This is a genomic window from Serratia sp. 1D1416 (genome assembly GCF_003641105.1).
In the GTDB taxonomy this organism is placed as follows: Bacteria; Pseudomonadota; Gammaproteobacteria; order Enterobacterales; family Enterobacteriaceae; genus Serratia; species Serratia ficaria.
In genome coordinates, this window is sequence record NZ_CP032738.1 from 2,864,365 (window position 1) to 2,885,423 (window position 21,059).

Here is a 21,059-nt window from a genome sequence, read left to right on the forward strand (position 1 = left end):
ACCCTATCCGGAGGCGCTGCGTCTGCATACGGCCATTGATCGACAAGGAGTTTTATGACCACGCATCTGGTCTGGCTGCGCAACGATCTGCGCATTACCGATAACCAGGCGCTGCACGCCGCCTGCGGCGATCCCTCCGCCCGGGTGCTGGCGGTGTTTATCGCCACGCCGCAGCAGTGGCGGCGGCACGGCATGGCGCCGCGCCAGGCGGCGCTGATCTACGCCAGCCTGCGGCAGCTGCAGCTGGCGCTGGCGCAAAAGGGCATTCCGCTGCACTGCCATCAGTGCGATGACTTCGCCGCCGCTGTCGACTGGCTGGCGGACTACTGCGAACGGCGGCAGGTGGACGCGCTATTTTACAACCGGCAGTACGAGCTCAATGAGCGGCGGCGCGACCAGCTGTTGGCGCAACGCCTGGCCGGCCGGGTGGCGTGCCGGAGCTTCGACGACGGCCTGCTGTTGCCGCCGGGCAGCGTGCTCACCGGCGGCGGCGAGATGTATAAGGTCTATACGCCGTTTCGCAACGCCTTTATCCGCCGGCTGACCGAGTCTGACCTGCGCTGCCTGCCGGCGCCCAAGCCGCGCGGGGAGGCGCTGCCGCCGCCGGAGGCGCCCGAAGCGTTCGACTATCCGGCCGCCGAGACGGGGGCGGATTTCCCCGCCGGCGAAGAGGCGGCGCTGCAGCGGTTGCGCGCTTTCTGCCGCGAGCAGGTGCAGGATTATCTTCGGCAGCGCGACCTGCCGGCCCTGGCCGGCACCAGCAGCCTGTCGCCCTATCTGGCGATTGGCGCGCTGTCGCCGCGCCAATGCTTTAACCGGCTGCGCGCCGAACATCCGTCGGTATTGGCGGCGCCGGAAAGCGGCGCTTTCGGCTGGCTGAATGAGCTGATCTGGCGTGAGTTTTATCGGCATTTGATGGTGGCCTATCCTGCATTATGCCGGCACCGTCCCTTTATCGACTGGACGGATAAGGTACGCTGGCGCCAGGACGACGCCATGCTGCAGGCGTGGCAGCGCGGGCAAACCGGTTATCCGATCGTCGACGCCGCCATGCGCCAGCTGAACGAAACCGGCTGGATGCACAACAGGTTGCGGATGATCAGCGCCAGCTTTCTGGTGAAGGATCTGCTGATCGACTGGCGCGCCGGCGAGCGTTATTTCATGTCGCAACTGCTCGACGGCGATTTGGCGGCCAATAACGGCGGCTGGCAGTGGGCGGCCTCTACCGGCACCGACGCCGCACCCTATTTCCGCATCTTTAACCCGACCACGCAGGGCGAACGTTTTGATCCGCAAGGCACTTTTATCCGTAAATGGTTGCCTGAACTGGCGGCGGTGCCGGACAATGATATTCATCACCCCCATCGCTGGGCGGAAAAACAGCGGCTAACTCTGGAGTATCCGTTGCCAATCGTCGACCACAAGCAGGCCAGGCTGGATACGCTGGCGGCTTTTGAAGCGGCGAAGAGCGGGGGATTTTGAGGCAACTGCAAGGAGCGACGCAATGATGAAAACGGTGCTGGCCCTGGCCCTCAGCGGCTACTCCGCGCTGGCGATGGCCGGCTTTGAGGTGGTGGCGCTCGGCGTCGACGGCGGCGTCAGCGACGGCAACCTGACGTCCTATCTGATCCGCAGCGACGGTAAGCCGCAGTACGTGGCGCTGGACGCCGGCTCGTTATTGCCGGGCATCGCCAAGGGGCTGGAGAAGGGCAGCTTCCCGCAGGTCACCCCCGAGCTGGCCGCGCCTTATACCCCCAGGGCTACGTGTTTCGCCAGCTGATCGGCGGCTATTTCATCAGCCATGGGCATCTGGACCACGTGGCGGGGTTGATCATCGGCGCCCCCGAAGACAATAAAAAAACCGTATACGCCCAGGCGGACACCGTACTGACCCTGCGCAATCATTATTTTAACTGGAAGGCCTGGCCGAACTTCACCGACGCCGGCAACGGCGCACGGCTGGGCACTTATCGGCTGCAGACGGTGCGCCCGTTGCAGCGCTTTACCCTCGGCGTGACCGGGCTGAGCGGCGTGATGTACCCGCTTAGCCACGATCGCTACCCTTCATCGATGCTGCTGGTGTCCGACAACGCCGGCGCTTTCGCCTATTTCGGCGATACCGGGCCGGACGCGGTGGAGCAGTCGCGCGATCTCGACGCCGCCTGGCGCGCGCTGGGGCCGCTGATCGAGCAGAAAAAGCTGAAGGGCATGATCATTGAAACCTCGTACCCCAACGGGATCGAGGATAAACATCTGTACGGCCACCTGACCCCGGCCTGGTTGCTGAAAGAGCTGAAGAACCTGGCGCGATACAGCGGCGGCGAAGGCTCGCTGAAAGATTTGCCGGTGGTGATCGGCCACATCAAGCCCAGCCTGAAACAGGGCGAAGAGGTGCGCGCCACCATCAAACAGCAGCTGGAGCAGGGCAACGATCTGGGCGTTAAATTCATCCTGATGGAGCAGGGCGACCGCCAGACATTTTGAATATGAAGAGAGAAGACTATGCGTAACCTCGATCTGGAAAATCTGATCAACAGCGAGCTGAACGCTTCGGCGTTTCAGGACTATGCGCCCAACGGGCTGCAGGTAGAAGGGCGCCCGCACGTGCAGCGCATCGTCACCGGCGTCACCGCCTGCCAGGCGTTGCTGGACGCCGCGGTGGAGCATCAGGCCGACGCGATCGTCGTGCATCACGGCTACTTTTGGAAAAACGAAGCGCCGGCGGTGCGCGGCATGAAGCGCAACCGGCTGAAAACGCTGCTGACCAACGACATCAACCTGTACGGCTATCATCTGCCGCTGGATGCGCACCCGGTGCTGGGCAACAATGCGCAGCTGGCGCAGACGCTCGGCATTCGGGTGATTGGCGAGGTGGAGCCGCTGGTGCCTCACGGCGAATTCGAGCAGCCGCTGAGCGGCGCGGAACTGCAGCAGCGCCTCGAGCAGCGCCTGGGGCGCAGCGTATTGCACTGCGGCGATAATGCGCCGGCGCATATTCGCCGGGTGGCCTGGTGCACCGGCGGCGGGCAGGGCTTTATCGACAGCGCGGCGCGTTTCGGCGTTGACGCCTTCATCAGCGGCGAAGTCTCTGAGCAGACCATTCACAGCGCCCGGGAAATGGGCGTGCATTTCTTTGCCGCCGGTCACCATGCCACCGAGCGCGGCGGCGTAAAGGCGCTGGGCGAATGGCTGGCGCAGCAGCACGGTTTTGACGTGACCTTTATCGATATTCCGAACCCCGCCTGATTTTCCGCTCCCGGGATCCGGCCGGCGCGTGAGCCGGGCTGGATCCTTTTATCGCTTTAATTCCTTATTTTTTCAATGGTTGCGTTCTATTGACAGCCAGCGGTGCGTCGCGCATAACTGTGTGTCATTGCAAATAAGAAAATCCCCGATGAATTTCGAGCGCAGACAGCGACGCTGCCGCTGGAAAGACGGTGGGATAAGGAGAATCAGGGTGCAACGAGCGCGATATTACCTGTTGGGCGAACGAGCGGTAGTGCTTGAGCTGTCGCCGCCGGTGACGCTGCCGAGTCAGCAGCGCATTTGGGCGCTGGCGGAAAAACTGAATCATCATCCCGAGGTGCGGGAAGTGGTGCCGGGCATGAATAACCTGACGCTGCTGCTGCATACGCCGCAGGCCGATGCCGCAGCGATGCTCGCGCTGTTGCAGCAAGGTTGGGACAGCGAGGAAAGCCTGGTGCCGGAATCGCGCCAGGTGGACATTCCGGTGGTCTACGGCGGGGAACAGGGCCCCGATCTGGATGAGGTGGCGCGCCATACCGGGCTGACGCCGCGGCAGGTGGTGGAATGCCACGCTGCGGCGGACTACGTGGTCTACTTTCTCGGCTTCCAGCCCGGCTTCTCCTATCTGGGCGGCATGCCGGAAAAGCTGGCCACGCCGCGCCGCGCCGAACCGCGGCTGGCGGTGGCGGCCGGCTCCGTCGGCATCGGCGGCGGCCAGACCGGCATCTATCCGCTGGTCACGCCCGGCGGTTGGCAGCTGATCGGCCGCACGCCGCTGGCCTTGTTCAATCCGCATGAAATGCCGCCGACGTTGCTGCGCCCGGGCGATAACGTGCGTTTTGTGCCGCAGAAGGAGGGGGTATGCTGACTATTCTGCGAGCGGGCATTTACACCACGGTACAGGACCTGGGGCGTGACGGTTTTCGTCGTCTCGGGGTCAGCTCCGGCGGCGCGCTCGATGCGCCGGCGCTGAAGATTGCCAACCTGCTGGTGGGCAATGCGCCGGACGCCGCCGGGTTGGAAGTGACCCTCGGCCAGTTCAGCGCCGAATTTAACCGCCCGGGCTGGATCGCGTTGACCGGCGCCGGCTGCGATGCCCAGCTGGACGGCGAGCCGCTGTGGACCGGCTGGCGTTATCCGGTGAAAAAGGGCCAACGGCTGACGCTGAAAACGCCGAAGCGCGGCATGCGCAGCTATCTGGCGGTGTCCGGCGGCATCGCGGTGCCGGAAATGCTGGGATCGCGCAGTACCGATATGAAAGCCGCCTTCGGCGGGTTGGAAGGCCGCAATCTGAAAGACGGCGATCGACTGCCGTTGGGAAAAGAAGGCGCATTGCCGCATCGCCGCTGCGGGGTGAAACAGCTGTTGTTCAATAACCGCATCCGCGCGCTGCCGGGGCCGGAATACGCCGAATTCAGCGAAGAGGCGCAGGAAAGCTTCTGGCGCACCGCCTGGCAGCTTAGCCCGCAGAGCAACCGCATGGGCTACCGTCTGCACGGCGGCAATCCGCTGACCCGCACCACCGATCGTGAAATGCTGTCGCACGGCCTGCTGCCAGGGGCGGTGCAGGTGCCGCACAACGGTCAGCCGATCGTGCTGATGGCCGATGCGCAAACCACCGGCGGTTACCCGCGCATCGCCTGCGTGATCGAGGCCGATCTCTACCATCTGGCGCAGATCCGCCTTGGCGAGCCGATCCACTTCATTCACTGTTCGCTGGCGGAGGCGCGGCGCGCCAAGGCCGAACAGGATCTCTTCATTCAACAGATAGCTTGGGGGTTAGATGATCGTTGATTTAAACGCCGATCTCGGCGAAGGCTGCGCCAACGACGAAGCGCTGCTGCAGTTGGTCAGCTCGGCCAATATCGCCTGCGGAGCCCATGCCGGCGATGCGCAAACCATGCGCCAGTCGGTGCGCTGGGCGCTGCAGTACGGCGTGGCGATCGGCGCTCACCCGAGTTTTCCGGACCGGGAGAACTTTGGCCGCACCCGCATGCAGCTGCCGCCGGAAACGGTGTATGCGCAGCTGGTGTACCAACTGGGCGCGCTGGCGGCGATCGCCCGCGCCGAAGGGGGCGTGATGGTGCACGTGAAACCGCACGGCATGCTGTACAACCAGGCGGCGGTCGAACCGGCGCTGGCGGAGGCTATCGCGCGGGCGGTGAAGGCGGTCGATCCGGCGCTGCGGCTGGTGGGGCTGGCCGGCAGCGAGCTTATTCGCGCCGGACAGCGACAGGGCCTGACGACGCGGCAGGAAGTGTTCGCCGATCGCGGCTATCAGGCGGACGGCACGCTGGTGCCGCGCGGCTTGCCGGGTGCGTTGATCGAGGACGACGAACAGGCGCTGGCGCAAACGCTGGAAATGGTGCGCCATCATCGGGTGCGCACCCTGGACGGCACCTGGGCCGCGGTGCAGGCGGAAACCGTCTGCCTGCACGGCGACGGGGCACATGCGCTGGAGTACGCGCGGAAACTGCGGGACAGCTTTGTCCAGCAAGGCATCCGCGTCAGCGCCGAGTAACGCCATACACGACATCACAATAAAACTATTAGAAATCATCGAGGGAAGACTATGGAACAGGCCGTCAATCTCTGGCCGCTGATCGGCATCGCCGCTATCGTGCTGGGGTTCGTTTTACGCTTCAACCCGGTGCTGGTGGTGATCGCCGCCGGCATCATCACCGGTCTGGCGGCGCTGATGCCGCTGGACGTGATCCTGGAAAAGCTCGGCGAGGGCTTTCTCAATACCCGCAACCTGCCGCTGATCCTGTTGCTGCCGCTGGCGGTGATCGGCCTGCTGGAGCGCCACGGTTTGAAGGAGCGGGCGCAGGCGTGGATCGCTAAAATCAAAAGCGCCACCGCCGGGCGTTTGCTGATCGTCTACCTGTTCGTGCGCGAAATTACCGCCGCCATGGGGCTGACCAGCCTGGGCGGCCATCCGCAGATGGTGCGGCCGCTGCTGGCGCCGATGGCGGAAGGGGCGACCGAAAACCGCTACGGCGAGCTGCCGGAGCGCACCCGCCATCGCCTGCGCGCCATGTCGGCCGCGACGGACAACGTCGGGCTGTTCTTCGGCGAGGATATTTTCGTGGCCTTCGGCGCGATTATCTTCATGCACAACTTTATGCTGGAGTCGGGGGGCATCCAGACCGAACCGCTGCACATCGCGCTGTGGGGCATCCCCACCGCCATTTTCGCCTTCCTGATCCATTCATTCCGGCTCTACCGCATGGACAAGCAGCTCAGCGCTGAGCTGGCGCAGCTGAACCAGGCGGCGCTGCAGGCGAAGGGGGACGCGCAATGAATTTCCAACAGCAATATCTCTATTGGCTGGCCGGCGTGGTGCTGCTCATCGTGGCGGTGATGTCGTTCCGCGATCGCGCCAACCCGCGCCGCATCACCACCGGCCTGTTCTGGGCGCTGTACGGCCTGGTGTTCCTGGTCGGCGACTGGACCTACGGCCTGCTGGGCGAGGTGTTGGGCGAAGGCAGCAATGAGAAACGCATGCTGCATATCATCGTCGGCGTGGTGGTGGTGATCATGGCCCTGATCGCCGGCTTCGGCGGCGTGCGGTTGGGCAGCTATCATCAGCGCACGCCGCAGGAGCGCGAAGCCAGCGCCAAACGCCTGGGCAACCGGCTGTTTGTGCCGGCGCTGGCGATCCCGGTGGTGACGGTGGTCGGCGTACTGCTGTTCAACAATATCCCCGCCCTGCAGACCGCGGTATTCGGCGCCGGCAACCACGCGACGCTGATCACCCTGTTTTCGATGACGCTGGGGGTGGTGCTCGGCGGCATCATTGCGGTAAGCATGACGCGCGAAACCCTGTCGCAGCCGATACAGGAAACGCGCCGCCTGCTGGATTCGATCGGCTGGGCGTTTATTCTGCCGCAGATCCTCGCCACGCTGGGGCTGCTGTTCACCGTCGCCGGCGTGGGCACGGCGATTTCCCATCTGACCCAGGAGTACCTGGCGGTCGATAACCGCTTTATCGCCGTGGCGGTTTACGCCATCGGCATGGCGCTGCTGACCATGGTGATGGGCAACGCCTTCGCCGCTTTCCCGATCGTTACCGCCGGCGTCGGCATCCCGATCCTGGTGCTGCAGCACGGCGGCAACCCGGCGGTGATGGCGGCGATCGGCATGTTTTCCGGCTATTGCGGCACGCTGATGACGCCAATGGCTGCTAACTTTAATATTGTGCCGGCGGCGTTGCTGGAGCTGCCGGACAAGAATGCGGTGATCAAGGCGCAGGTGCCGACCGGCGTGCTGTTGCTGTTGGTGAACGTATTCCTGCTTTATTTCCTGATGTTCCTGTAGGAGAGCTGATGCAAAAGGTATTGATTACGGGCTTTGAGCCCTTTGGCGGCGAACGCGTCAATCCCTCCTGGGAAGTGGTGAAGCAGCTGAACGATATGGAACTGGTCGGCACGCGGGTGGTGGCGCGGCAGCTGCCGTGCGTGTTTGGCGCGGCGCTGGCTGCGCTGAATGCGGCGATCGACGAGGTGCAGCCGGTGATGGTGCTGGCGATCGGCCAGGCCGGCGGCCGCACCGACATCACGCTGGAACGAGTGGCGATTAACGTCGATGATGCGCGCATTCCGGATAACCGGGAGCAGCAACCCATCGACGAGCCGATCGTCGCCGACGGCCCGGCGGCTTATTTCAGCACCTTGCCGATCAAGGCGATGGTCAGTTCGATGCGCGAAGCCGGCATTCCGGCTTCCGTTTCACAAACCGCCGGCACCTACGTGTGCAACCACGTGATGTATGGCCTGCTGCACCGTCTGAGCGGCCAGCAGGAGATCAAGGGCGGGTTCATTCATATCCCTTACCTGCCGGAGCAGGCGGCGGCGCACCCCGGCGCGCCGAGCATGGCGGCGTCGACGGTGCTGTTCGCCATTGAGCTGGCCATTTCAATCGCGCTGCAGGTGGAACACGATCTGAAAGTGGTTGGCGGCGCGACGCACTAACCGGTCGTTCCCCGGCGCAGCCCGCTGCGCCGGGTCTTATGCAAGGAGTCGTTTATGCCGGAAGGTCCGGAGATCCGCAGGGCGGCGGATACACTGGCGGCGGCGGTGATAGACCAGCCGTTGACCGAGGTCGATTTCGCTTTTCCCCAGCTAAAACACTATCGCCAGCGCCTGATCGGCGAGCGCATCGTCGCCATAGAGCCGCGCGGCAAGGCGCTGCTGACCCATTTCTCCAACGGGTTGACGATGTACAGCCATAATCAGCTGTACGGCGTATGGAAAGTGGCGCAGGCGGGAGAGACGCCGGTGACCAAGCGAGACCTGCGGGTGCGGCTGGAAACCGCGCAACGCGCCATTTTGCTCTACAGCGCTTCGGACATCACGCTGGGGCCGCGGGAAGAAATTGAACAGCATCCTTTTCTGACGCGCATTGGCCCCGACGTGCTGGACGTGTCGCTAACCGCGCAGGCGGTGGCGCAGCGTTTGCTGTCGCCGCGTTTCCGCAAGCGCCAGTTGGGCGGCATGCTGCTCGATCAGGCGTTTCTCGCCGGACTGGGCAACTATCTGCGCGCCGAAATCCTGTGGCAGGCGCAGTTGGCGCCGCAGCATAAGCCGCAGGATCTGCCGCCGCACGCGTTGCAGCGGTTGGCGCAAGCCTTGCTGGCGGTGCCGCGGCTGTCTTATCAAACCCGCGGCCAGGCGGATGACTCTCGCCATCACGGCGCGCTGTTCAGCTTTAAGGTGTTTCACCGCAGCGGCGAGCCCTGCGCGCGCTGCGGCGCGACGATCGTGCGCGCCGAGCTGTCTTCGCGGCCGTTTTACTGGTGCCCCGGCTGTCAAAAATAGCAAAAAAAACGCCGCCCAATCGGGCGGCGTGGTGCGGCTTTATGTAGGGTAAAGCGGCGTTACTGGTTTTTCAGCCGGGACTTGAAGTCACGCTCGGCATAGCCGGTGTACAGCTGACGCGGACGGGCGATTTTGATGCCTTCGTCATGCATTTCGTTCCAGTGCGCAATCCAGCCGATGGTGCGGGCGATGGCGAAAATAACGGTGAACATGGAAGAAGGAATGCCCATCGCCTTCAGGATGATGCCCGAGTAGAAGTCGACGTTCGGGTACAGCTTCTTCTCGATGAAGTACGGGTCGTTCAGCGCGATGTGTTCCAGCTCCATCGCCACCTGCAGCAGGTTGTCGTCCTTCTTGTTCAGTTCTTTCAGCACTTCGTGACAGGTTTCACGCATCACGGTGGCGCGCGGATCGTAGTTCTTGTACACGCGGTGGCCGAAGCCCATCAGACGGAACGAATCGTTCTTGTCTTTGGCGCGCTTGATGAATTCCGGAATGTGCTCGACGGTCTTGATCTCTTCCAGCATTTTCAGCGCCGCTTCGTTGGCGCCGCCGTGCGCCGGTCCCCACAGGGAGGCGATGCCGGCTGCGATACAGGCGAACGGGTTGGCGCCGGAGGAGCCTGCGGTACGCACGGTAGAGGTGGAGGCGTTCTGCTCATGGTCGGCGTGCAGGATCAGGATGCGATCCATGGCGCGCTCCAGCACCGGGTTCACCACGTACTCTTCGCACGGGGTGGAGAACATCATGTGCAGGAAGTTGCCGGCGTAGGACAGGTCGTTGCGCGGATAAACGAACGGCTGGCCCAGGGAGTATTTGTAACACATCGCCGCCACGGTCGGCATTTTGGACAGCAGGCGGAACGCGGTGATCTCGCGGTGACGCTCGTTGTTGACGTCCAGCGCATCGTGATAAAACGCCGCCAGGGCGCCGGTCACGCCGCACAGCACCGCCATCGGGTGCGAGTCGCGACGGAAGCCGCGGAACAGATGCGTGATCTGATCGTGGATCATGGTGTGGCGCGTGACGGTGGTTTTGAAGGTGTCGAATTCTTCTGCGGTCGGCGTTTCGCCGTACAGCAGGATGTAGCACACTTCCAGGTAGGAAGACTCTTTCGCCAACTGCTCGATCGGGAAGCCGCGGTGCAGCAGAACGCCCTTGTCGCCGTCGATGAAGGTGATTTTTGATTCGCAGGAAGCGGTAGAGGTAAAGCCGGGATCAAATGTGAAATAACCTTTGGAGCCCAGGGCGCGGACATCGAGGACATCGGGGCCCAGTGTCGGGGTTAATACGCCCAGTTCGATCGGAGCTTCGCCATCATTAATGGTTAGCGTCGCTTTCTTATCAGTCATTTACTGTCTCCTTAGCGCCTTATTTTAAAAACCTCTAACAACTGAAATACCTTAAATCTCCGCAGGTTGCCCGCAAAAAATGGTGCGGACGCTAACTCTGTGAGCGACTGCGCAATTGTGCGCGGGTAGGGTACAGAGTGCTGACCAGGCGAACGAGACGGGTGACCAGTTGTTAACGATTCATTGTCATTCGTTATATTCTGTTAATCTTACCTATGACCTGTTCGAGGGTTATGTGAACCTATCCCAATAGATTGTTTTAAATGCCTTATTTGCTTTTTTTGCGGCAAAACCGGGCGGGCAACAACGGCTATTGGGATAGGTTCTGCCAAATACACTGTTGCATATCTTGCATACCGGGGGAAGTGTATCTGCTGACCTATAGCGCATCATAGGACCGTTTGTGCCCCTATATGTAATGGAAATGTTGATCTCTTGTCAAATCAGATAATTAATTTTGCACTAATTGTGAAATCCGTGATCTAAATCACTGTTCGGGGGAAATGTTACCAAAGGGATTGTATGGGAATTGTAATCAGAATGTGATCCTCCTATACTGCCGCCAGGTCTCCGGATTACCCTGAAGTAGGAGCACCCAGCGTTATAAATGCGCGCCGTTTGAGCACAGAGGATGTTGATGTTTGAGCGCGTGACGTGTAAGGGTTTTGGCTCTTAACGCTGTCTGATCCCCGCCCAGGCCCGGAGGAAGGAAAATAATAAGAGCTGTGTGGGCAAAAACGTGAAAAAACAACGACCTGTCAACTTGGATCTGCAAACGATCCGGTTTCCCGTAACTGCGATAGCGTCTATCTTACACCGAGTCTCTGGCGTAATTACCTTCGTTGCCGTGGGTATCCTCCTCTGGCTGCTGGGCCTGTCTCTCTCTTCCCAAGAGGGTTTCCTGCAGGCCGCCGCCATCATGAATAGCTTCATCGTCAAATTCATATTCTGGGGCATCCTCACGGCGCTGGCCTATCACATTTGCGGTGGCGTTCGTCACCTGTTAATGGATTTTGGCTATATCGAAGAGAGTTTAGCCGCCGGTACCCGTTCTGCCCAGGTGGCGATCGGTCTCACCGTCGTGCTGTCAGTTTTGGCTGGAGTCCTCGTATGGTAAACAATGTTTCTGCATTAGGGCGCAACGGCGTGCACGATTGGCTGCTGCTGCGCGCCTCCGCTATCATCATCACCCTGTACGTACTGTATATCCTGGGCTTCTTCGTCACGGCTCCGGATCTCACCTATGAAATCTGGCGCGGCTTCTTCGCCACTTCCATTACGAAAGTGTTCACCCTGCTGACCTTGCTGTCGATTCTGGCTCACGCCTGGATCGGGCTGTGGCAGGTGCTGACGGACTACGTCAAACCGCTGGCGGTTCGCCTGGTGTTGCAACTGGCGATCGTTGTCGTGTTGCTGGTCTATTTATTGTACGGAACAATCGTAGTGTGGGGTGCTTAAATGAAACTGCCGGTCAGAGAGTTTGATGCAGTTGTTATCGGTGCTGGCGGCGCAGGTATGCGCGCGGCGCTGCAGATTTCCCAGGCGGGCTCAACCTGTGCCCTGCTGTCCAAGGTATTCCCGACCCGTTCCCATACCGTGTCTGCGCAGGGTGGCATCACCGTGGCGCTGGGCAACACCCATGAAGACAACTGGGAATGGCATATGTACGACACGGTGAAAGGTTCCGACTATATCGGTGACCAGGACGCCATTGAATATATGTGCAAAACCGGCCCGGAAGCGATTCTGGAGCTGGAGCACATGGGCCTGCCGTTCTCCCGTCTGGACGATGGCCGCATCTATCAGCGCCCGTTCGGCGGCCAGTCGCTGAACTTCGGCGGCGAGCAGGCGGCCCGTACCGCCGCGGCGGCCGACCGTACCGGCCATGCGCTGTTGCACACCCTGTATCAACAGAACCTGAAGAACCACACCACCATTTTCTCCGAGTGGTATGCGCTGGATCTGGTGAAGAACCAGGATGGCGCGGTGGTCGGCACTACCGCCATCTGCATTGAGACCGGTGAAGTGGTTTACTTCAAAGCCAAGGCCACCGTACTGGCGACCGGCGGCGCAGGCCGTATTTATCAGTCCACCACCAACGCCCACATCAACACCGGCGACGGTGTCGGCATGGCGATCCGCGCCGGGGTACCGGTGCAGGACATGGAAATGTGGCAGTTCCACCCGACCGGCATCGCCGGCGCCGGCGTGCTGGTGACCGAAGGCTGTCGCGGTGAGGGCGGTTACCTGCTGAACAAGCACGGCGAACGCTTCATGGAACGCTATGCGCCGAACGCCAAAGATCTGGCGGGCCGCGACGTGGTGGCCCGTTCCATCATGATTGAAATCCGCGAAGGCCGCGGCTGCGACGGTCCTTGGGGCCCGCACGCCAAGCTGAAGCTGGACCACCTGGGCAAGGACGTGCTGGAATCCCGCCTGCCGGGCATCCTGGAGCTGTCCCGCACCTTCGCTCACGTCGACCCGGTGAAAGAACCTATCCCGGTGATCCCGACCTGCCACTACATGATGGGCGGCATACCGACCAAAGTGACCGGCCAGGCGTTGACCGTGAACGAGAAAGGCGAAGACGTGGTGATCCCGGGGCTGTTCGCCGTGGGCGAAATCGCCTGCGTCTCGGTGCACGGCGCCAACCGTCTGGGCGGCAACTCGCTGCTCGATCTGGTGGTGTTTGGTCGCTCCGCCGGCATGCACCTGCAGGAATCGCTGGAAGAGCAGGGCGAGAGCCGTGACGCCAGCGAATCCGACGTGGAAGCCTCTCTGGAGCGTCTGAACCGCTGGAACAACACCCGCTCGGGTGAAGATCCGGTTGAAATCCGCAAAGCGCTGCAGGCCTGCATGCAGAACAACTTCTCGGTATTCCGCGAAGGCGATGCCATGGCGAAAGGCCTGGAAGAGCTGAAAGTGATCCGCGAACGTCTGAAGAACGCACGTCTGGACGATACCTCCAGCGAATTCAACACCCAGCGCATCGAATGCCTGGAGTTGGATAACCTGATGGAAACCGCGTTTTCCACCGCCGTATCGGCCAACTTCCGCACCGAGAGCCGTGGCGCGCACAGCCGCTTCGACTTCCCGGAGCGCGATGACGCCAACTGGCTGTGTCATTCGCTGTATCTGCCGCAATCGGAAAGCATGACGCGACGCGAAGTGAACATGCAACCGAAGCTGCGCCCGGCATTCCCGCCGAAAGTGCGTTCTTACTAATTGCGGAGATCGATTGATGAAACTCGAATTTTCAATTTATCGCTACAATCCGGACGTTGACGACGCGCCGCACATGCAGGATTACACCCTGGAAGCGGAAGAAGGTCGCGACATGATGCTGCTGGATGCGTTAATGCAGCTGAAAGAAAAAGATCCGACCCTGTCGTTCCGTCGCTCATGCCGTGAAGGCGTGTGCGGCTCCGACGGCCTCAATATGAACGGCAAAAACGGCCTGGCCTGCATCACCCCGATCTCTTCGCTGCGCAAAGCCGGCAAAAAGATTGTGATCCGTCCGCTGCCGGGCTTGCCGGTGGTGCGCGATCTGGTGGTTGATATGGGCCAGTTCTACACCCAATATGAGAAGATTAAGCCTTACCTGCTGAACGACGGCAAGAATCCTCCGGCGCGCGAGCATCTGCAATCGCCGGATGAACGCGCCAAGCTGGATGGTCTGTACGAGTGCATTCTGTGCGCCTGTTGCTCGACCTCTTGCCCATCGTTCTGGTGGAACCCTGACAAGTTCGTTGGCCCGGCCGGTCTGCTGGCGGCGTACCGCTTCCTGATCGACAGCCGCGACACGGAAACCGAAGAACGTTTAGATGATCTGGACGACGCTTTCAGTGTTTTCCGCTGCCATAGCATTATGAATTGTGTCAGTGTATGTCCTAAAGGCTTGAACCCGACGCGTGCTATCGGGCATATCAAGTCCATGCTGCTGCAACGCGGCGCATAAACGGAATGAGATGCTGCGCCGGGCGGTATTCCGGCGCACATCCCACGGGAGGGAACCTCTAAAAACTGACCCGCGGCTGCGGCGCCATGCAGCCTGGTTTTTCCGCCGGTTTTTAGAGGTTCCTTGTAAGGGACCGCGAGGTCCATAGCAGAACGTATCAGGCCCTAGTGGCATGCCCCATGACTTTCGAGTCGCAGCCGACAACGCTGCGGCGCGAAAGGCGACGGGTATCAAGTACGTCGAGTGAACCGTTTTTACGGCAAACCGTATCCATCACGGTAATTATGTTAACCACGGCGAAAACTAAAGCTTCAAAGCTTAAGGGATCATGATGCAGAACGGCGCAATGAAGGCCTGGCTGGATTCCTCCTATCTGGCGGGCGCGAATCAGTCTTACATAGAGCAGCTCTATGAAGACTTTTTAACCGATCCGGGCTCCGTTGAAGATAGCTGGCGTTCCATTTTTCAACAGCTACCAACCGCGGGTGTAAAACCCGATCAGCTTCACTCTCAAACACGCGATTACTTCCGCCGCCTGGCGAAAGATGCCGCGCGTTACAACACCACCATCACCGACCCGGAAACCGACGCCAAACAGGTCAAGGTACTGCAGCTGATCAACGCCTTCCGCTTCCGCGGACATCAGCATGCCAACCTCGATCCGCTCGGCCTGTGGCAGCGCGAGCAAGTTCCTGACCTTGAGCCCGCGTACCACAACCTGACCGACGCCGACTTCCAGGAAACCTTCAACGTGGGTTCTTTCGCCATCGGCAAAGAAACCATGAAGCTGGGCGACCTGTACGCCGCGCTGAAGCAGACCTACTGCGGTTCGATCGGTGCGGAATACATGCACATCACCAACACCGAAGAGAAACGCTGGATCCAGCAGCGCATCGAATCGGTGGCGGGGCGCGCCAGCTTTACCAGCGATGAGAAACGCCGTTTCCTGAACGAGCTGACCGCTGCGGAAGGCCTGGAACGCTACCTGGGCGCCAAGTTCCCGGGCGCGAAGCGCTTCTCGCTGGAGGGCGGCGATGCGCTGGTGCCAATGCTGAAAGAAATGGTGCGCCACGCCGGCAAGAACGGCACCCGCGAAGTGGTGCTGGGCATGGCACACCGCGGCCGTCTGAACGTGTTGATCAACGTGCTGGGCAAAAAGCCGGCCGATCTGTTCGACGAGTTCGCCGGCAAGCATAAAGAACACCTCGGCACCGGTGACGTGAAATATCACCAGGGCTTCTCCTCCGACCTGGAAACCGAAGGCGGCATGGTTCACCTGGCGCTGGCGTTCAACCCGTCGCACCTGGAGATCGTCAGCCCGGTGGTGATGGGCTCGGTGCGCGCCCGTCGCGATCGTCTGGACGAAGCGCGCAGCAACATGGTGCTGCCGATCACCATCCACGGCGACGCCGCCATTACCGGCCAGGGCGTGGTGCAGGAAACCCTGAACATGTCGCAGGCCCGCGGTTACGAAGTGGGCGGCACGGTGCGCATCGTCATCAACAACCAGGTTGGCTTCACCACCTCCAACCCGTTGGATGCGCGCTCTACCGAATACTGTACCGACATCGCCAAAATGGTGCAGTCGCCGATCTTCCACGTCAATGCGGACGATCCGGAAGCGGTGGCCTTCGTCACCCGCCTGGCGTTGGATTTCCGTAACACCTTCAAACGTGACGTGATGATCGATCTGGTCTGCTACCGTCGCCATGGGCATAACGAGGCCGATGAGCCAAGCGCCACCCAGCCGGTGATGTATCAGAAGATCAAGAAACACCCGACGCCACGCAAAATCTACGCTGACGTGCTGACCGAACAGAAGGTCGCCAGCCTGGAAGATGCCACGGAAATGGTCAACCTGTACCGTGACGCGCTCGACCGCGGCGACTGCGTGGTTGAAGAATGGCGTCCGATGAATCTGCATACCTTTACCTGGTCGCCGTATCTGAACCACGAGTGGGACGAAGAGTACCCAAGCAAGGTTGAGATGAAGCGTCTGCAGGAGCTGGCTCGCCGCATCAGCAGCGTGCCGGAAGCGCTCGAGATGCAGTCGCGCGTGGCGAAAATCTACGGTGACCGCGCCGAGATGGCCGCCGGCAACAAGCCGTTCGATTGGGGCGCGGCCGAAACGCTGGCTTACGCCACCATGGTGGATGAAGGCATCCCGATCCGCCTCTCCGGCGAAGACGCCGGCCGCGGCACCTTCTTCCACCGCCATGCGGTGGTGCACAACCAGAAAAACGGTTCGGTCTACGTGCCGCTGGCGAATGTGCACAGCGGCCAGGGCGAATTCAAGGTCTGGGACTCGGTGCTGTCCGAAGAGGCGGTGCTGGCGTTCGAATACGGTTACGCCACCGCCGAGCCGCGCACCCTGACTATCTGGGAAGCGCAGTTCGGCGACTTCGCCAACGGCGCGCAGGTGGTGATCGACCAGTTCATCAGCTCCGGCGAGCAGAAGTGGGGCCGTATGTGCGGCCTGGTGATGCTGTTGCCGCACGGTTACGAAGGCCAGGGGCCGGAGCACTCCTCCGCGCGTCTGGAGCGTTACCTGCAGCTGTGCGCAGAGCAGAACATGCAGGTGTGCATCCCGTCCACGCCGGCGCAGGTTTACCATATGCTGCGTCGTCAGGCGCTGCGCGGTATGCGCCGTCCGCTGGTGGTGATGTCGCCTAAGTCGTTGCTGCGTCACCCGCTGGCGATTTCCTCGCTGGAAGAGCTGGCCAACGGCACCTTCCAGCCGGCGATCGGCGAGATCGACTCCCTGGATCCGAAAGGGGTCAAACGCGTGGTGCTGTGTTCCGGCAAGGTGTACTACGACCTGCTGGAACAGCGTCGCAAGAATGATCAGAAAGACGTGGCCATCATCCGCATCGAGCAGCTGTATCCGTTCCCGCACCAGGCCGTTCAGGCGGTGCTGGAGAAATACGCGCACGTGCACGATTTCGTCTGGTGTCAGGAAGAGCCGCTGAACCAGGGCGCCTGGTACTGCAGCCAACACAACTTCCGTGAAGTCGTGCCGTTTGGGGCTTCTTTACGTTACGCCGGACGTCCGGCCTCCGCCTCGCCGGCGGTGGGTTATATGTCCGTACACCAGAAGCAGCAGCAGGCTCTGGTGAATGACGCGCTGAATATTGATTAATGCCAGCTCACTTGCCGGCTGCGGCCGGCACGTTGAAGGGTAAAAAAACTTAAGGGAAAGCTAAATGAGTAGCGTAGATATTCTGGTTCCTGACCTTCCTGAATCGGTTGCCGATGCGACCGTGGCCACCTGGCACAAAAAGCCGGGCGACAGCGTTCAGCGCGACGAAGTTCTGGTCGAAATCGAAACCGACAAAGTGGTGCTGGAAGTTCCAGCCAGCGAAGCGGGCATTCTTGATGCGATCCTGGAAGAAGAGGGCGCTACCGTGCTTTCTCGCCAGATCCTCGGCCGCATCCGCCCGGGCGACAGCTCCGGCAAGCCGACCGCAGAGAAGAGCCAGGCTAAAGAAGCCACTCCGGCTCAGCGCGCCACCGCCAATCTGGAAGAAGAAAGCAATGATGCGCTCAGCCCGGCGATCCGCCGCCTGATCGCGGAACACGAGCTCGACGCCAGCGCCATCAAAGGCAGCGGCGTGGGTGGCCGCATCACCCGCGAAGACGTGGAAGCGCACCTGGCGAAAGGCGGCAAAGCCGCCGACAAACCCGCCGCCGCCGCTGAAGCCGCGCCACAGCCGGCTCTGGCCGGCCGCAGCGAAAAACGCGTGCCGATGACCCGCCTGCGCAAACGCGTGGCGGAGCGCCTGTTGGAAGCGAAGAACAGCACCGCGATGCTGACCACCTTCAACGAAATCAACATGCAGCCGATCATGGACCTGCGCAAGCAGTACGGCGAAGCCTTCGAGAAGCGCCACGGCGTGCGTCTGGGCTTCATGTCCTTCTACATCAAGGCGGTGGTGGAAGCGCTGAAACGCTTCCCGGAAGTGAATGCTTCCATCGACGGGACCGACGTGGTTTATCACAACTACTTCGACATCAGCATCGCGGTATCTACCCCGCGCGGCCTGGTGACCCCGGTACTGCGCGATGTGGACGCCATGAGCATGGCGGACATCGAGAAGAAAATCAAAGAGCTGGCGGTCAAAGGCCGCGACGGCAAGCTGACCGTGGAAGAGCTGACCGGCGGTAACTTCACCATTACCAACGGCGGCGTATTCGGCTCGCTGATGTCCACCCCGATCATCAACCCGCCGCAGAGCGCCATCCTCGGGATGCACGCGATCAAGGATCGTCCGATGGCGGTCAATGGTCAGGTGGTGATCCAGCCGATGATGTATCTGGCGCTGTCCTACGACCACCGCCTGATCGACGGCAAAGAGTCCGTCGGTTATCTGGTGACGGTCAAGGAAATGCTGGAAGATCCGGCTCGTCTGCTGCTGGACGTATAGTAACCCTGCTGGGCGCGCAGCCTTAAATAATTGGCGCCGCATCGCGGCTTCAGGTATCACGGGTATGTCGCGTCCACACTCTGTGCTATGTGGCCGGAAAGTCATGCGGTTTTACCGCGCAACATTGACCCGGCTAAAAACCTTCAGAACTGAATGGATAGAACATCATGAATTTACACGAATATCAGGCAAAACAGCTGTTTGCTCGGTATGGCATGCCGGCACCCACCGGCTATGCCTGTACCACTCCGCGTGAAGCAGAAGAAGCCGCATCCAAAATCGGCTCCGGCCCGTGGGTGGTTAAATGTCAGGTTCATGCTGGCGGCCGCGGTAAAGCTGGCGGCGTTAAAGTCGTAAACAGCAAAGAAGATATCCGTGCTTTCGCTGAAGCCTGGCTGGGCAAACGTCTGGTGACCTATCAGACTGACGCGCTGGGCCAGCCGGTACACCAGATCCTGGTGGAAGCGGCGACCGATATCGATAAAGAACTGTATCTGGGCGCGGTAGTCGACCGCAGCTCCCGCCGCGTGGTGTTCATGGCATCTACCGAAGGCGGCGTTGAGATTGAGAAAGTTGCGGAAGAAACGCCGGAGCTGATCCACAAAATGATCGTTGATCCGCTGGCGGGTCCACAGCCTTATCAGGGCCGCGAGCTGGCCTTCAAACTGGGCCTGACCGGCAAGCAGGTCAGCCAGTTCGCCAAGATCTTCATGGGCCTGGCGACCCTGTTCCTGGAGCGCGACCTGGCGATGGTTGAGATCAACCCGCTGGTGATCACCAAGCAGGGCGATCTGGTGTGCCTGGACGGCAAACTGGGCGCCGACGGCAATGCCCTGTTCCGCCAGCCGGAACTGCGCGAAATGCGTGACCCTTCTCAGGAAGACGAACGCGAATCCCGTGCGGCCCAGTGGGAGCTGAACTACGTTGCGCTCGACGGCAACATCGGCTGCATGGTTAACGGCGCGGGCCTGGCGATGGGCACCATGGACATCGTCAAGCTGCACGGCGGCGAACCGGCCAACTTCCTGGACGTAGGCGGCGGCGCCACCAAAGAGCGCGTAACCGAAGCGTTCAAAATCATCCTGTCCGACGACAAGGTGAAAGCGGTTCTGGTTAACATTTTCGGTGGTATCGTGCGCTGCGACCTGATCGCCGACGGCATCATCGGCGCAGTCGCCGAAGTGGGCGTCAACGTCCCGGTGGTGGTGCGTCTGGAAGGGAACAACGCCGAACTGGGCGCCAAGAAACTGGCGGACAGCGGTCTGAATATCATTGCTGCGACCAGCCTGACTGATGCGGCTCAGCAAGTTGTTGCGGCAGTGGAGGGTAAATAATGTCCATTTTAATCGATAAGAACACCAAAGTAATTTGCCAGGGCTTCACCGGTAGCCAGGGTACTTTCCACTCCGAACAGGCTATCGCTTACGGCACCAAAATGGTCGGTGGCGTAACCCCGGGCAAAGGCGGCACTCAGCACCTGGGCCTGCCGGTGTTCAATACCGTGCGTGAAGCGGTCGAAGCCACCGGCGCCACCGCGTCCGTGATCTACGTTCCCGCGCCGTTCTGCAAAGACTCCATCCTGGAAGCTATCGATGCAGGCATCAAACTGATCATCACCATCACCGAAGGCATCCCGACGCTGGACATGCTGACCGTGAAAGTGAAGCTGGATGAAGCCGGCGTGCGCATGATCGGCCCGAACTGCCCAGGCGTTATCACTCCGGGCGAATGCAAAATCGGCATCATGCCTGGCCATATCCACCTGCCAGGCAAAGTGGGCATCGTTTCCCGCTCCGGCACCCTGACCTATGAAGCGGTGAAACAAACCACCGATGCCGGTCTGGGCCAGTCTACCTGCGTGGGCATCGGCGGCGACCCGATCCCTGGCTCCAACTTCATCGATATCCTGAAAATGTTCCAGGAAGATCCGCAGACCGAAGCGATCGTCATGATCGGCGAGATCGGCGGCAGCGCTGAAGAAGAAGCGGCGGCCTACATCAAAGAACACGTCACCAAGCCGGTGGTCGGCTACATCGCCGGCGTTACCGCGCCGAAAGGCAAGCGCATGGGCCACGCGGGCGCCATCATCGCCGGCGGCAAAGGCACTGCGGACGAGAAGTTTGCGGCGCTGGAAGCGGCGGGCGTGAAGACCGTACGCAGCCTGGCTGACATCGGCGACGCGGTGAAAGCGGTGCTGAACCGCTAAGATCTTAGTACGAAATAACAATATCTCGACATGATTGGCCATCCTTGCGGGTGG

The 21,059-nt window shown here is 61.0% G+C and carries 18 protein-coding genes and 1 pseudogene; 18 read left to right on the plus strand and 1 reads right to left on the minus strand.

Annotation, left to right across the window (positions count from 1 at the left end; genetic code table 11):
* Positions 1 to 54 precede the first annotated feature (54 nt).
* From phrB to nei, 10 genes and pseudogenes are all read left to right on the plus strand, one after another.
* Positions 55 to 1,482: a deoxyribodipyrimidine photo-lyase gene (gene phrB, locus D7I37_RS13835; RefSeq protein ID WP_061799979.1), complete on the plus strand. Its 1,428-nt coding sequence runs from the start codon at positions 55 to 57 to the stop codon at positions 1,480 to 1,482.
* Between the two features lie 22 nt (positions 1,483 to 1,504).
* A pseudogene (locus tag D7I37_RS13840) lies at positions 1,505 to 2,484 on the plus strand (MBL fold metallo-hydrolase).
* Positions 2,485 to 2,502: 18 nt separating this feature from the next.
* Entirely contained in the window at positions 2,503 to 3,246 is a 744-nt protein-coding gene (locus D7I37_RS13845) for a type 2 GTP cyclohydrolase I (protein ID WP_061799983.1), read from the plus strand.
* A 211-nt stretch (positions 3,247 to 3,457) separates the two neighbouring features.
* The gene (gene pxpB / locus D7I37_RS13850; RefSeq protein ID WP_073970357.1) at positions 3,458 to 4,114 is read left to right on the plus strand and encodes a 5-oxoprolinase subunit PxpB; all 657 of its coding nucleotides are present in this window, start codon (positions 3,458 to 3,460) and stop codon (positions 4,112 to 4,114) included.
* On the plus strand, positions 4,108 to 5,040 hold the full coding sequence (gene pxpC, locus D7I37_RS13855; protein WP_061799986.1) for a 5-oxoprolinase subunit PxpC: 933 nt from the start codon (positions 4,108 to 4,110) through the stop codon (positions 5,038 to 5,040). The genes pxpB and pxpC overlap by 7 nt, the downstream gene beginning before the upstream one ends.
* A complete protein-coding gene (gene pxpA / locus D7I37_RS13860) occupies positions 5,030 to 5,767 on the plus strand; it encodes a 5-oxoprolinase subunit PxpA (RefSeq protein ID WP_061799988.1) in 738 nt (245 codons plus the stop codon). The genes pxpC and pxpA overlap by 11 nt, the downstream gene beginning before the upstream one ends.
* A gap of 51 nt (positions 5,768 to 5,818) precedes the next feature.
* On the plus strand, positions 5,819 to 6,550 hold the full coding sequence (locus D7I37_RS13865) for a DUF969 domain-containing protein (RefSeq protein WP_061799990.1): 732 nt from the start codon (positions 5,819 to 5,821) through the stop codon (positions 6,548 to 6,550).
* Complete coding sequence (locus D7I37_RS13870) at positions 6,547 to 7,566, plus strand: DUF979 domain-containing protein (protein ID WP_061799993.1); 1,020 nt, start codon at positions 6,547 to 6,549, stop codon at positions 7,564 to 7,566. The genes D7I37_RS13865 and D7I37_RS13870 overlap by 4 nt, the downstream gene beginning before the upstream one ends.
* Before the next feature lie 8 nt (positions 7,567 to 7,574).
* The gene (gene pcp / locus D7I37_RS13875) at positions 7,575 to 8,219 is read left to right on the plus strand and encodes a pyroglutamyl-peptidase I (RefSeq protein ID WP_061799995.1); all 645 of its coding nucleotides are present in this window, start codon (positions 7,575 to 7,577) and stop codon (positions 8,217 to 8,219) included.
* A 54-nt stretch (positions 8,220 to 8,273) separates the two neighbouring features.
* Positions 8,274 to 9,065 (plus strand): endonuclease VIII, encoded by a 792-nt coding sequence (gene nei, locus D7I37_RS13880; protein WP_129543886.1) that lies wholly within the window; start codon positions 8,274 to 8,276, stop codon positions 9,063 to 9,065.
* 59 nt (positions 9,066 to 9,124) lie between these two features.
* Here the strand turns inward: nei and D7I37_RS13885 are convergent, their stop codons facing one another.
* Complete coding sequence (locus tag D7I37_RS13885; RefSeq protein ID WP_061799997.1) at positions 9,125 to 10,417, minus strand: citrate synthase; 1,293 nt, start codon at positions 10,415 to 10,417, stop codon at positions 9,125 to 9,127.
* 727 nt (positions 10,418 to 11,144) lie between these two features.
* On the opposite strand from D7I37_RS13885, the gene sdhC reads away from it, so the two are divergent.
* From sdhC to sucD, 8 genes are all read left to right on the plus strand, one after another.
* The gene (sdhC, locus tag D7I37_RS13890; RefSeq protein WP_061799999.1) at positions 11,145 to 11,534 is read left to right on the plus strand and encodes a succinate dehydrogenase cytochrome b556 subunit; all 390 of its coding nucleotides are present in this window, start codon (positions 11,145 to 11,147) and stop codon (positions 11,532 to 11,534) included.
* Positions 11,528 to 11,875 carry a succinate dehydrogenase membrane anchor subunit gene (sdhD, locus tag D7I37_RS13895; protein WP_061800000.1) on the plus strand — a complete coding sequence of 116 codons (348 nt, stop codon included), beginning with the start codon at positions 11,528 to 11,530 and terminating at the stop codon, positions 11,873 to 11,875. Before sdhC ends, sdhD begins: the two co-directional genes overlap by 7 nt.
* Complete coding sequence (gene sdhA, locus D7I37_RS13900) at positions 11,876 to 13,642, plus strand: succinate dehydrogenase flavoprotein subunit (RefSeq protein WP_061800001.1); 1,767 nt, start codon at positions 11,876 to 11,878, stop codon at positions 13,640 to 13,642. It begins immediately after the preceding gene.
* 16 nt (positions 13,643 to 13,658) lie between these two features.
* Positions 13,659 to 14,375 carry a succinate dehydrogenase iron-sulfur subunit gene (locus D7I37_RS13905; protein ID WP_061800003.1) on the plus strand — a complete coding sequence of 239 codons (717 nt, stop codon included), beginning with the start codon at positions 13,659 to 13,661 and terminating at the stop codon, positions 14,373 to 14,375.
* A 331-nt stretch (positions 14,376 to 14,706) separates the two neighbouring features.
* Positions 14,707 to 17,514, plus strand: coding sequence for a 2-oxoglutarate dehydrogenase E1 component (sucA, locus tag D7I37_RS13910; protein ID WP_129544772.1), 2,808 nt, complete (start codon positions 14,707 to 14,709; stop codon positions 17,512 to 17,514).
* A 64-nt stretch (positions 17,515 to 17,578) separates the two neighbouring features.
* A complete protein-coding gene (gene odhB, locus D7I37_RS13915; protein ID WP_061800005.1) occupies positions 17,579 to 18,799 on the plus strand; it encodes a 2-oxoglutarate dehydrogenase complex dihydrolipoyllysine-residue succinyltransferase in 1,221 nt (406 codons plus the stop codon).
* Positions 18,800 to 18,966: 167 nt separating this feature from the next.
* Positions 18,967 to 20,133: an ADP-forming succinate--CoA ligase subunit beta gene (gene sucC / locus D7I37_RS13920; RefSeq protein ID WP_095096270.1), complete on the plus strand. Its 1,167-nt coding sequence runs from the start codon at positions 18,967 to 18,969 to the stop codon at positions 20,131 to 20,133.
* Complete coding sequence (gene sucD / locus D7I37_RS13925) at positions 20,133 to 21,005, plus strand: succinate--CoA ligase subunit alpha (RefSeq protein WP_061800007.1); 873 nt, start codon at positions 20,133 to 20,135, stop codon at positions 21,003 to 21,005. Before sucC ends, sucD begins: the two co-directional genes overlap by 1 nt.
* Positions 21,006 to 21,059 lie beyond the last annotated feature (54 nt).